Source organism: Paenibacillus sp. JT22N15 (assembly GCF_059383755.1).
This window is the reverse complement of the sequence record NZ_JBXENV010000008.1, coordinates 212,873-225,892: the sequence shown is the minus strand read 5'-3', so window position 1 is coordinate 225,892 and position 13,020 is coordinate 212,873. Positions and strand designations below refer to the sequence as shown.

The window sequence follows — 13,020 nt, the reverse complement described above, 5'->3', positions numbered from 1 at the left end:
CTGGAGGGAACTACTGATGAAACCACAATTTCAGCCTTTATTTGAACCATTCACTTTCGCGAGCGGCATGTCTGTACATAATCGAATTGTCATGGCGCCCATGACAACCTGCTCGTCCAATCCGGACGGCACAGTGCCTGATGAAGAGCTTGCCTACTACAGCCGCCGCAGTGCTGGGCCCGGCATCGTCGTTACAGCGTGCGTCTACGTGAGCCGCAACGGCAAAGGCTTCCCCGGCGAATTTGGCGCGGATACGGACGCAATGATTCCAAGCCTCAAGCGTCTGGCCGATGCTATTAAAAGCCAAGGTGCGAAAGCGATTTTGCAAATTTTCCATGGCGGAAGATCATGCTTCCCTGGCCTAGTGCCAAATGATGATTTGGTGAGTGCCAGCAGCATTGCCCAGCAGGAGGGCGGAATTGTGCCACGCGAGCTGAACGAGGAGGAAATCAAGTCGATTATCGCCGACTTTGGCGAAGCGACACGCCGCGCGATTGAGGCTGGTTTTGACGGCGTTGAAATTCACGGTGCCAACGGCTACCTGCTGCAGCAATTTTACTCCCCGGCTTCCAATGTGCGTACCGACGACTGGGGCGGCTCTGTTCATAAACGTATGGCGTTCCCGCTCTACGTCGTTGAAGCTGTTAAGAAGGCAGCCGCTATGGCGCCGCAGCCGTTTCTTGTAGGCTATCGCTTCTCGCCGGAGGAGCCGGAAGAAGAAGGATTAACGATGGAGCATTCGTACCATCTGGTTAACGCTCTAATCGAGATGAAGCTGGATTATTTGCATGTGTCGCTTCAAGATTTCTGGTCGAAGCCGCGCAGAGGCGAGCAGGATTCGCAAAGCCGCATGGCATGGTTCGTCGAAAAATACAGCGAGCACATTCCGTTCATCGGTGTCGGCAGCATCACAACCGCAGAAGAAGCGCTTGAGGCGAAAAACTCCGGCGTGCCGTTTATCGCCCTTGGCCGCGAGCTCATTATGGACCCGGATTGGACGGAGAAAATCAAGCAAGGCAACGAGCAGGATATTGTGACTACGCTATCCAAGCAAGATCAGGAGCGCCTCGTCATCCCGAATGGCTTATGGGGAGCGATTACGCATGCGCCAGGCTGGTTCCCGATAACGGAATAAGCGCAAAATCCAACCATTCGCTCACAAATAGGCACAAGGTGAAACGGCTGTCGCCGTCCTTCGGCGGCGCGGCGCGTTTCAGTCCGAGAAATATAGAGAACGGATCGCGTTAGGACATCCTTTCCTATATTTCAAGGTGAAACGGCTGTCGCCGTCCTTTGGCGGCGCGGCGCGTTTCAGTCCGAGAAATATAGTGAACGGATCGCGTTACGATACCCGTTCCTATATTTTATAAAACAACAATTTGACATTTCTATAAAAATAGATATACTAAGCCTCATGGATACTTTGTCAATACTTAAAGCTGTGTCTAACGAGAAACGGTACCATATTTTAAAATGGCTGAAAACGCCTGAGGAGCATTTTGGGCCTCAATGCCATCTAACCGATGCGTGTCAGTTTGCTGGAGGCGTATGTGTCGGTTCTTTTGCAGAAAAAACAGGACTTGCGCAATCCGTTATATCCAGCTATTTAGTGAAAATGCATAAAGCAGGCTTACTGGAGTCGAAACGGATCGGGCAGCACACCTATTACAGGCGTAATGAAGCTAACATTCAGTTTTTCAAAGAAATGATTCAGGATGAGCTATAACCTTGCTTACTCCTGCTCATTTCATGCTTTTATATCTATTTTTATAGAATTATAGATTTTTTATTCAATTAGGAGGTATTTTATTCATGAGCTCAATTCAATCGTTGTTCAAGCCTTTCTCAGCAGGTCCACTTACACTGCCTAACCGTATTGTAATGGCACCAATGACCCGCGGTTTTTCTCCAAATGGCGTTCCGGGCGAAGATGTAGTTGCCTACTATAGACGCCGCGCCGAAAACGGCGTTGGCTTAATTGTGACAGAGGGTACGCTGATTAACCATCCGGCTGCCACTGATAATCCAAACATCCCTAACTTTCATGGCGAAGCTGCATTAAATGGCTGGGCAAAAGTCGTTGAAGCCGTTCACCAAGCTGGCGGCAAAATCGTTCCGCAAATTTGGCATGTTGGCACAACGCGCAAGGTCGGCTCCCATCCGAACCCGGAAGCACTGCCGATTGGTCCTTCAGGTGTTACCGCCGAGGGCGAGGTTGTTAATGAGCCTTTGACCGAAGCCGAAATTAAAGGCCTTGTTGCAGCTTACGCGCAAGCAGCTGCTGATGCAAAACGGATTGGCTTTGACGGCATTGAGCTGCATGGCGCACATGGCTATTTGATCGACCAATTTTTCTGGGAGAAAACGAATAAACGGACGGATCGTTATGGTGGCGATATGCTGTCCAGAACACGTTTTGCGGTTGAGATCATTGAAGCTTGCCGCCAAGCTGTAGGGCCTGATTTCCCGATTATTATCCGTCTGTCACAGTGGAAATCGTCCGAGTATACAGCGAAGCTTGCGAGCACTCCTGAGGAATTGGGACAATTTCTTGCTCCGCTTGTTGAAGCTGGCGTAGATATTTTCCACTGCTCAACCCGCCGCTTCTGGGAGCCGGAATTTGCAGGCTCGGACCTAAACTTTGCAGGCTGGACGAAAAAGCTTACCGGCAAACCAACGATTACTGTTGGCTCCGTAGGTTTGGACGGCGACTTCATGAGCCTCTTCACCGAAGGCAAAGGCGCAGAAAACGCCAATGTGGATGATTTGGCCTCACGCCTGGATGCAGGCGAATTTGATCTCGTAGCTGTCGGCCGTGCCCTGCTCGTCGATCCTGCCTGGTCAGATAAAGTCCGCGACGGACGGCAAGATGAATTAATTCCGTTTACGCCAGCTGCTTTGCAGACGCTGCATTAAGAACCTATTGCTCGCAACCTAATAAATCCCCAGCTCCTCCTTTTTCACGGATTGGAGGAGCTGGGGATTTTAATGTTTCTACCTCCACAAAGATAGACTTGGCGGACTCAGGAGCCGCTATTCCAACGGAATCACGGGTTAAGGCGCAGGACGCGGACTCAGGAGCCGCTAATGTGCCACCAATAGCTGTTTTGACGGGATAATGAGGGTTATAACGGATTTCCTGTCCGCTCATAGCCTGGAATCGGCTCAACAGCCAGAATAGCGGAACCTCAGTCCTCCAAATAAGGAGTAGCAGGGCGACTTAGGCTTGCATACACACCCTAGCTATTTTATCTACTAATTCTGCCTCGCGAATAACGCTCTAGCCTCTTGATAGCTCTCCAATGTCCCGATATCAAAGCGCTGCCCTTCAAACTTGTAGGCATGAACCTCTTTATGCCGAATCAGCCAAGGCACAAAATTGCCCGGTGCATCAGCGTTGTTGCCCTCTACCAAATACTGCTTGATTAAAGGCAGTGTTGACTGCCCGTAAATATAAAACGGCGGACATGCCAAATTGGATTTGGGCTGTTCAGGCTTTTCCTCAAAAGCAATGACTGTTCCATTGCCATCGATTTGTATGACACCTGTGTGCCTCAGAAAATCGATGTCATCCATCTCATGGGCTGCAATCGTATCTGTCCCCGAGCTTTGATAGAAATGAACCATTTCCGTTAGTTCAAAGTCGAACAAATTGTCGCCAGCCATGACTAGAACATCATCGTCCACCTTTTCCTGTTCCAGAACAAACTGCAAGTCGGCAATAGCCCCTAAACGGTCCTCATTGCTTGTCGTCAGATCATCAATGACTTTAATCGGCTTAAAATAGTCTGATTGGCTCGCCCAATTAACAAAATGCCCATAAAAACGATGGTTAGTCACAATAAAAATCTCGTCAATTAAGCTAACCCTTTCAATCTTCTCCATAATATGATCCATGATTGCTTTCCCTCCAACCTCCAGAAGAGGCTTTGGAAAGTCCTTGGTCAAAGGATAAAGGCGAGTTGCGTAACCCGCTGCTAAAATAATGGCCTTCATTCGTATTTCCCTCGCTTCTAACCCCAGTTATATAATTCGCGCGCCATCATCGGTTTTGCTGAAGCTAACCTGATACAAATCCTTATACGCTGGATGCTGCTTTGGATATTGTGCATCAATGGCGGCTTTGATCTGCTCCTTATAAGCGGGATCTACGAGCCCAATACAGCAGCCTCTATAGCCCGCTCCGCTGAATCTGGCTCCATATACGCCTTCTGTATGCTTGAGGATACGGAAAATGCTGATCAGCTCGGGACAGCCGCAATCATAATTATGAATGGAGCTTTCTCCCGATTCAAGCATCAGGCTGCCGAATTTTTGCAGGTCCCCCTGTTTCCACGCCTCGGCGCCTTGCCTCACACGTTCATTCTCGGTGAAAAAATGCTCTGCCCTCTTTTGAAATCTGCCTTGCAAGCCTGACTTATGCTCCCGGTAAACCTCATGCTCAATATCTCGGAGCTGGGTCCCTTTCAGGTTTTTCATCGGCAAGCCGGCCATCTCGTGCAGAAGCCATGCGGCCACTTTGCATTCATCTACACGGTTGTTATAGTCGGTCCCGATTAAGGCCTTGCTCACACCGGAATAAACAATAACAACTTCAAATTCCGGCATCGCTTGCGGCCTTTCGATTAACTCATAGCTTTTGGTTTTCGTATCCATCACGGTCAAATAGCCTTCACGGCTTAAAATATTGATCGACTGGTCCAGTATGCCATTGTTCAGCCCAATAAAATGATTCTCCACCCAGTGGCTGTAGTTAATGAGCTCAAGCGAAGGAATTTTGATCCCGTTCACGTCGCAAAGGGCCAGCAAATAGGCGGTAGTTACCGCTGCTGAAGAGCTCAAGCCGCCAATCGGATGCTTGCCTCTAACTAATGCGCAAATGCCGTACTTTAAAATATTTTGCTTTCTTAAAGCCAGGACGGCCCCCCTTAAATAATTGCCCCAAAATCCCGGCACCATCGCCGGAACCTGATCCAGATGAAAATATTCCTCGTCGGGGAAATCCAAGCTTTGCACTCTTATATATTCCTCTTCATTCTGAACATAAACCATATCCACCGAAATATCCAGCGTCATCCCGGCTACCAGCCCGGCTTGATGATCGACATGAGCCCCGAAGGGACAAAAGCGAAGCGGCGATTTAATCGTTTTTACCTGATTTTTAAGATGAGGATATTTGAGCTTTAACCGTTGTTCCAAATGGTCCATTTCCTACACTCCCTCTTTTTGTGAAGGCAACGTATATCGTAAATATAGGCAATCAGCCCTTCTTCAACCGTTTTAGCAGCAGCGCTCTTTTCTCTGGCGAAATATTGTCCAAAGCAGAGGCGCGCTCCTTCCCGGCACCTTGCTCGGGCGCCGCCTCCGCAGCCGTCTCCCGAAACATCGCTTCGAACGCTTCCCCAACAGCAGCTATAGGAATTTTCGTCAAATACTTTTCCTTATACGCTTTCAAATGGGGCTGGCTAACTCTCTGCTCGACCGTCCGCAGCCCTCTTGTCGACTTCATATGGGCAATGGTTACATCCGCCGTCAATTCAGTACCGGTGTAGGATACCAAATCTTCCTTGATTGCATAGACCTGATAGCCGCCCTTATTGATCAAGCGCGACAATGCTGGGCTTTCCTTATGGTTTTCCGTCCCGTAATACATTTCCTCCCGCCATTCTCGTATGAACGCAGGAGCCTTGGCGATGGAATTGATCACAAAGAAGGAGGCGATATATTCACAAAAGGCTTCCTGCTCTTCGCGGCGGCAGGCGACGAAATCAACGTCTTCCGGTATTAAGTAGGTGAAATCGGCAAGGAACAGGCAATCAGAATCGATCATGACGGTTGGCAGCGAATCCTTTTCAATGACCTGCAGCAGAAAAGCGGTTTTGGAGTATACATTTTTGCGCCAGTCCTCATCGTGAAGCAGCACATGCTTCGTGTTCAGCTCGGTTGATACAATTTCCATCTGCGGAAAAACAGACAAATATTTTTTATCGTCCTCGGATAGTCCCGTATCGTAAACGTACAGCTTATGAATCCGGCTTAAATCGACATTGTCATAAAAGGAATTAACAAACAGCTTTCCAAAGTCAAAATAATCACTGTTCAATACGGTCATTACATTAAATATCATAGCTCTTCCCCCTGCTAAAAACTTTCTTACTCGCCAGCTGTTTATTTATCCGCTCCAGTTCCCGATCTTCCTCCTGCTGTATGCGATCCTTATCCCTTATAAACAGCGGCCCCGGAATGGCATCGGGTAAAATATCGTCCATATACCGGAGCGGATTATACCTTAGTCCGAGGAAGCTCCATGCCGCCATAAACAAGCCGATTAAAATAAACAGCAGGCCGATTCCCCGTGTCGGTCCCGTGCCTACGAGCCAGCCCAGGCTTTTCACAAGCTCCGGATGATCGACAAACAGCGGCTTGAAAATGTTGTCCGACAGCAGGCCGCCAATATAGTAGCCCAGCGGAATGGTAGGCAAAGCGAATAGCTGATTGATCGAAAAAACCCTCGCCAGCAGCTCGGCCCGCACCTTGGATTGGATCAGCGTCTGCCAGTGGGCATTTGTCATCGACAGCGAAACACCGTAAGCGAATACGCCTGCCATAACCAGCCCAACGATCGGCGTTAGCCCCATCACGATATAGGAAAGGCCGATTAGCAAGCTAAAACCAATCATGCCCTCCGCCCTTCTGCGGGTACCGCCCCATAAACCCATTGCGATTCCGCCTGCCAGTCCCCCTATGCCGATAGCCGAGGTCACCATTCCGAGTACAACAGTTGATCCAAAGGTTAAAACGAGCGGAGTTATGAGGACGTTGGCCATGCCCAGCATCAAATTGGAAACCATAAAAAACAAAATCAACGCCATGAAGCTTTTGCGCTTCCTTATAAAATTCCAGCCTCCGGCCATTTGGGCCCAAAAGGGCTCTTCAATTTTGCGGAATAAGGAATTCGGAAATCGAATAAAGAGCAATGTCGATATAGCAAACAGAAAGGATAGGAAGTCGATGAAAAGAATGCCCGGCAGCTCAAACGTCAATACGAGAACGCCCCCGAGCAGCGGCGCCAGCACTTCACTTGAAGAGGTAGCCAGCTGCACAATTCCATTGGCTTGGCCGAGATAGCGCTTTGGCGCAATTTGGGCAACTGCCGCCAAGTAGGCCGGACGCTGAAAGGCATTGGCGATCGATATAGCCGCCACCGCGACATAAATATGCCAGGTCTGCAGCGAGTTGCTGTAAAAGAACAAGGCAATCATAATCGTGACCAGCGCGGAGCAAACATTGCTCCAAATGAGAATCAGCCTGCGATCCTGCTTGTCCGCTAAAGTGCCGGCGAAAGGAAGCATTAATATACCCGGCAGGCGATGGAACACCAGCGTTGCGGCAAAATCCATAATCGCGCCTGAATGGCTGTAAACCCATAAGCCCATTGCAAATCCCGTCAAGCTGGAGCCCATCATCGAAATAAACTGACCAAATACAAAAATGAAAAGCGTTCGCAAATTCGGCAGCACTTCCGGCGATGATGCCGTTTCCCGGGTATTTGGGTTCTGGTTGTCCTCGTCCCCCTCGTTCTCCTGTTTCTCCTTCTGCTGCTGCCACACTTTCAGGCCGGCTCCAATGCTATCCGCTACGGCATGGGACTGATGCTTAAAGAAATAATGTCCCGCATTCGGGATCAGGTCGATATCCACATGGCTGCTGAAAAACTCCCAGTCCTTATACTGCTCCTCGTAAAACTCGGTCGTCCTGTCCCGCTCGCCGATAATGCAAAGCAGTGGCGCCTTTAATTTCGCAGGCTCAGCAGCGGCGTACCGATCCGAGTAATACCGCTCGCTTTCACGACGGTCATGCCTGAGGCTGCGGATAATAAAATCCCGTTCCTCCCCTGAGAGCGTCTCGCTGAAGCCGCCCAAAGAACGGAGCATATCCATATAGGCACGGTTTGAAATACGGCGGTCCCTTGGCAGCAGCTTGTTCCACAGCTTGAACAGCTTACCCGGCAGCTGCGATACAGGAAAATTCCCTCCCATCACGACACCAGCAAGGCTCATATTCTCTTGCTCCAGCAGTCTAGCTATTTCAATTGCTAGAGCGCCTCCAAGACAATGCCCGTAGACGACGATGGATGGGGCGGATACTTTGTCCTTTATTTCCTGCACACAGCGCCTTGCAACTTCTTCTAAGGGCTCAAGAGCTTCATCTTTTTTGCTGAAGTCATGCCCAGGAACTTGAACCGCATACAGGGCGTAATGATCCGCCAGCGCATCCGCTAGCGGCTGATAGGAAATCGCGCTCCCCCCGGCAAAAGGAACACATACGATGGCCACCTCCTCGGAGGCGTCCTTTTCTCTCGAAAGACGGTGGAGAACATCCCCGCTGTCCGTACTGCCTTGAGAGACAATGGCAGACAGTTCCCTGATCGTCGGATATTTGAAAAGGTCGATAATGCTCAGCGCATGATCGATTCCCCGAACGACCTGGACCGCCTTGAAGGAATCCCCTCCCAGACTAAAGAAATCATCGTTAATTCCTATTTTCTCGATGTTCAAAACCTCGGACCATACAGCAGCCATCCTCACTTCCAATTCGTCCCGCGGCGCTTCATAGTCGCTTTCCGAAGCTGCTTCTACGGCATTCGGAGCAGGCAGAGCGCTGCGTTCCACCTTGCCATTAGCGTTCAAGGGCATTTTATCCAGTTCCATAAATACGGCAGGAATCATGTAGCCTGGAAGCTTTTCCTTCAGAGCGTTCCGCAGTGCGGATAGGTTAACCGGCTGTGAGCCGTCCTGCACATAATAGGCAACGATCTTTTTTTCGCCGCTGGCCTCTTCACGGACGGTCACAAAAGCATCCTTGATGCCGGGGTATTCGAGCAGCGAGGATTGAATTTCTCCCAGCTCAATTCGGAATCCCCTGATTTTCACCTGCTCGTCAGCTCTGCTCAAAAACTCAATATGGCCGTTTTCCAAATAACGCACAATATCTCCGGTCCGGTAAAGGCGTCCGCCCTTCTGCGCGTCAAATCGATTCGGAATAAACTTTTCTGCGGTTAACTCTGGCCTGCCTAAATATGCTCTGGCAACACCAGGTCCGCCAATGAATAACTCCCCGGGAACTCCTATAGGCGCGAGCTGCAAATGTTCATCCAGCACATAGATGGATACATTCGGCAGCGGACGGCCCAGCGGCAATACCGATGTATGCTGCACAGGCCTTTTGTCGGTTACGGTATAGGTCAGCATAGACACCGTCGTTTCAGTCGGCCCGTAATGGATCTGGATCTGCGTCTCAGGCTTCGCTGCCTTGATGTCATCAATCATGTCCCAATAGGAGGGCTCGCCAGCAAGGATAAGCCGTTTATTAGGAATGATATCGTGGAGGTTCGCCCGTTCCCGCAGCGCCTTGAAATGGCTTGGCACCATTTTGATGACATCGATTCCGTGTTCCCTGAAATATTTGGCATATTGCTGCGAGTCGACGGACTGGTCATAGGTCAAAATATGAAGCTGCCCGCCCGTATTTAAAGCAGCCCAAACGTTAATGGTGGCGAGGTCAGCCGCAAAGGTGGAAGCAATCGCGTATTTAAGCCCCGGCTCGACATCCAGCCGCTGCATCACGCCAAAATAGTAATTCAGAAAATTTCCATGCTCGACCGCAACCCCTTTTGGCTTGCCTGTAGAGCCCGATGTATAGATGATGTAAATAAGATTGGCAGGCTGCAGCGGCACTGCCATATTGTCACCGCTTTGCTCTGCGATTGCAGGCCAATCGGCATCCAGATAAACCCATTCGGCAGCTGCCGCATCGCCTAAAGAAACTGTTAAATGCTTCTCTGCAACGACAATATCAATTGAGGCATCGTCCAGTATGTACTTGATGCGGTCAACGGGAAACAGCGGGTCGAGTGGAACGTAAGCTCCGCCTGCTTTCAAAATGCCCAGAATGCCTACTACGGTTTCCAGTGAACGCTCCGCAAACAAGGCTACACGTTTTTCAGGGCCAACTCCTTTCGCGGATAAATAGCGGGCAAGCTTGTTGGCTCTTTGATTGAGCTCCTCGTAGGTGTAGGATCTGCCCTGGCAAGCAACCGCTATCGCATCTGGGCTTATCAGCACCTGCTCCTCAAAGAGCTTGTGAACATACGGAACATCAGGATGATTTTTGTATTCGGAAAAGCTCCATTCTGAGAGCAGCGTTTGTTTTTCTAGTGGGGTAAGCGTCTCAAGTTCATGAGCCTTTAAGCTTAAGCTGTCAGCCATGGAGGAAACGATCTCCATGTAATGGCTGGCCATGCGCTGTATCGTTTCAGGAAGGAATAGATCGGTGTTGTAGGTCAAGAAGCAGGTCATTTCGCCTTCAATGTATTTGACGGCAAGATTCAAATCAAACTTGGTCGTATTGTTGCTGCGCAAAAAAGGACGGACTTCCAGCTCACTCAGCTGAAGAACGGTTTTCTCCATGCTTTGATAATTAAACATCGCCTGAAAAACCGGGGAATAGCTTAAATCACGCTCAATCTGCAATTCCTCCACCAGCTTTTCAAACGGAAGCTCCTGGTTTGCGACTGCGCCCATAACCGTTTTTTTGACGGTCTGCAGCAGCTCCCTCATTCGGGGATTGCCAGACAATTGAATTCTAATCGCAAGGGTATTGATGAACAAGCCCATTAGGTCTTCCACTTCTTTATGGGTACGCCCCGCAATCGGCGAGCCGATAACGATATCATCAGCCTGCGTATAGCGATTAAGCAGGATAGCAAAAGCCGTTAATGAAAAAACAAATGGGGTTATCGCTTCCGCACTTGCAAGCGTATGGATTTTGTCCGCTATTCCCTCTGGAATAATAAATTTATGAACTTTCCCATTATAGGTTTGAACATCTGGACGGGGAAAATCCGTCGTCAATTGCAGACACGGAGGCGCTCCTGCGAGTGTCTCCTTCCAGTATTGGACCTGTCTTTCTGTTACTTTTCCCTCTAATAGATTCCTTTGCCATACGGCATAATCCATATACTGTACGGGAAGCTCTGGAAGCTCCGGCTGCTGCCCAGCAGCATAGGCATTGTACAGCACTTCAATTTCCTTGTTCATGACACGGAGGGACCACATATCCGACACGATGTGGTGAACGACGATAATCAGGTAATACTCCTTTTTTGAGACAGACAGCAAAGTCACCCGTATAGGCAAATCGTTGGCCAAGTCAAAAGGGTTATGGACCTCATCGTGGACAAAGTCCTCGATTTCCCCCTCCAGCTTCGTTCTGGTGAAGGCCTTCACGGATTTCTCAGCAATCGTCATAACCGGCTTCGGGTGACGGCAGCAATAAACCTCATCCTCATGATTTTGGTAAACCATTTGCAAAATCTCATGCCTGTTCATAATCGCATCGAAGGTTTGCTGGAGCGCATTCACGTCCACCCTGCCCATCAGCTTGGAAACGAGATGGGTATTATAGGCGGCCTTGTTCGTATGCCACTGGTCAAGAAACCAGAAGCGCTTTTGCGCATAGGAGGCGATAAAACGGTCTTCGCCGTTCCTCTCCAGCCGGGTTATCTTCAAGCTTGGCGCCGGCTGCTCTATACTTTGTTTTTTCATCCTCAGAGCCAGCAATGCCTTCTGTTTGTCCGAAAGGCCGCTCCATTTATCGGCAAGCGCTTCGTTCTCCAATCCTTTACTCATGGTCATTACCCCGGCTTTGATTTTTTTTATTTAACCTTAAGGCGAGCAGCGCCTTCTGCGCAGGAGTAAGCTTGTCGGTCATTTTGGCAACGGCATTCTCTTCAAAGGCAGGGACAAGCTCTGGCTGCTGCGTATTTTCCGCTCCGACTTGCAAATTCAGCAAATACGCTTCAACCTGCCTGCTGCCTCCCCTATTTTCGATGTAATCCAGCGCAGCCTCTCTGGAGCGTCGTGATATATCCTCATAGTGCTCCCTCTCACGCAATAAACGCTCCAATGCCTCTTGCCAAGGCTTTATATGCTGCTTCGGAATGTCCGATACGGGCAGGCTGCGCTCATCAACGGCTTGCTTGTAGCCCTTAATCGGATTTACCGGAAGCACATACTCCACTCCCAGCTTGGCTTCTGGATTTCCTCCGACGTCACTTGCCAACACCGGGATGCCTCGCAGCATAGCTTCTACGATCGTTCTTGATTTGGCCTCAGCCCACAACGACGGTACGAGCATAACGCGAGTTTGGCAGAAAAGCTTATTCATATCGTCTACTGGATCAAAAATCCGAACATTTTTGAGCTCCATTAGCGCTTTCATATCATCGGAGGTTGTACCCCATGTCGGTATGGCTGCAAATGCGTGGTTAGGAAACGCGCGCGCCAGCTCTAGAAAAATGGAAATCCCCTTGTAGGCACATGGATTAACCATGGCAATATAGCCTTTATCGAAATTTCCAAAGTCGGGAAAAGGACCATCGCCAAACAAAGAAATGGGCAGCACCTCTGCTTTGAGCTTTGCCCACTGCCACATATAGTCCTTCAAATAATCGCCAACGACAACAATGGCAGCCGCTTTCCGCAGCAGCTCTGTTTTATCAGGCGCCTCCAAAAAACAATCCGGCCCAAAGGGCAAATAGAGGGTTGTCCTGGCAAGGTACACGACTCTGGAAGCCGCATGGTTCACGGCAGCCTCCAGCAGTAAATGCCCGACGTCCTCCGTCGAAATTAAAATTCTGTCGGGCGCAAATTCATTCATTTGCCTGATCAAATAATTCTTCAACCTTGCGCTGTCCATCGCTGCTCGTACTTTCACAGCATGAATAGCCACACCTTTAAGGTTGAAAACGGAAACTTCGGGGCTTGAGGATATAACCTCAAGCTCACCAACACCCCGCTGGTCTTGTTCTGAGGCGCTATTGACCAATGCTGTAGAAACGACGCGGCAATCGTGCCCTAAGCGGCTTAACGCTTCCATAAGCGTTCGGTTGGACTTATTGGCTCCACCCAGTGCAGGATAATAGGATGCATTTTGAGCTAGTAAAAGCTTCATATTTGC

General features: G+C 49.6%; 8 protein-coding genes. 3 read left to right on the top strand and 5 right to left on the bottom strand.

Annotated features, from left to right (window positions below):
• The first annotated feature begins 16 nt into the window (after window positions 1-16).
• From AC50X8_RS17625 to AC50X8_RS17615, 3 genes are all read left to right on the top strand, one after another.
• Complete coding sequence (locus tag AC50X8_RS17625; protein WP_056041742.1) at window positions 17-1,135, top strand: NADH-dependent flavin oxidoreductase; 1,119 nt, start codon at window positions 17-19, stop codon at window positions 1,133-1,135.
• A 306-nt stretch (window positions 1,136-1,441) separates the two neighbouring features.
• Window positions 1,442-1,726 carry an ArsR/SmtB family transcription factor gene (locus tag AC50X8_RS17620; protein WP_494880652.1) on the top strand — a complete coding sequence of 95 codons (285 nt, stop codon included), beginning with the start codon at window positions 1,442-1,444 and terminating at the stop codon, window positions 1,724-1,726.
• 86 nt (window positions 1,727-1,812) lie between these two features.
• Window positions 1,813-2,916 (top strand): NADH:flavin oxidoreductase, encoded by a 1,104-nt coding sequence (locus AC50X8_RS17615; RefSeq protein WP_056041745.1) that lies wholly within the window; start codon window positions 1,813-1,815, stop codon window positions 2,914-2,916.
• Between the two features lie 339 nt (window positions 2,917-3,255).
• On the opposite strand, the gene AC50X8_RS17610 is transcribed toward AC50X8_RS17615, so the two are convergent.
• Genes AC50X8_RS17610 through AC50X8_RS17590 form a run of 5 tightly spaced genes read right to left on the bottom strand, consistent with a single transcriptional unit; the run spans window position 3,256 to window position 13,014 of the window.
• Entirely contained in the window at window positions 3,256-3,996 is a 741-nt protein-coding gene (locus tag AC50X8_RS17610) for a nucleotidyltransferase family protein (RefSeq protein WP_494880650.1), read from the bottom strand.
• Between the two features lie 27 nt (window positions 3,997-4,023).
• Complete coding sequence (locus AC50X8_RS17605; protein WP_056041750.1) at window positions 4,024-5,208, bottom strand: GHMP family kinase ATP-binding protein; 1,185 nt, start codon at window positions 5,206-5,208, stop codon at window positions 4,024-4,026.
• Between the two features lie 52 nt (window positions 5,209-5,260).
• Window positions 5,261-6,127: a hypothetical protein gene (locus tag AC50X8_RS17600; RefSeq protein ID WP_056041752.1), complete on the bottom strand. Its 867-nt coding sequence runs from the start codon at window positions 6,125-6,127 to the stop codon at window positions 5,261-5,263.
• Window positions 6,117-11,690 (bottom strand): non-ribosomal peptide synthetase/MFS transporter, encoded by a 5,574-nt coding sequence (locus AC50X8_RS17595; RefSeq protein ID WP_494880647.1) that lies wholly within the window; start codon window positions 11,688-11,690, stop codon window positions 6,117-6,119. The genes AC50X8_RS17600 and AC50X8_RS17595 overlap by 11 nt, the downstream gene beginning before the upstream one ends.
• Window positions 11,683-13,014: a glycosyltransferase family 4 protein gene (locus AC50X8_RS17590; RefSeq protein WP_494880645.1), complete on the bottom strand. Its 1,332-nt coding sequence runs from the start codon at window positions 13,012-13,014 to the stop codon at window positions 11,683-11,685. The genes AC50X8_RS17595 and AC50X8_RS17590 overlap by 8 nt, the downstream gene beginning before the upstream one ends.
• Window positions 13,015-13,020: the final 6 nt, after the last annotated feature.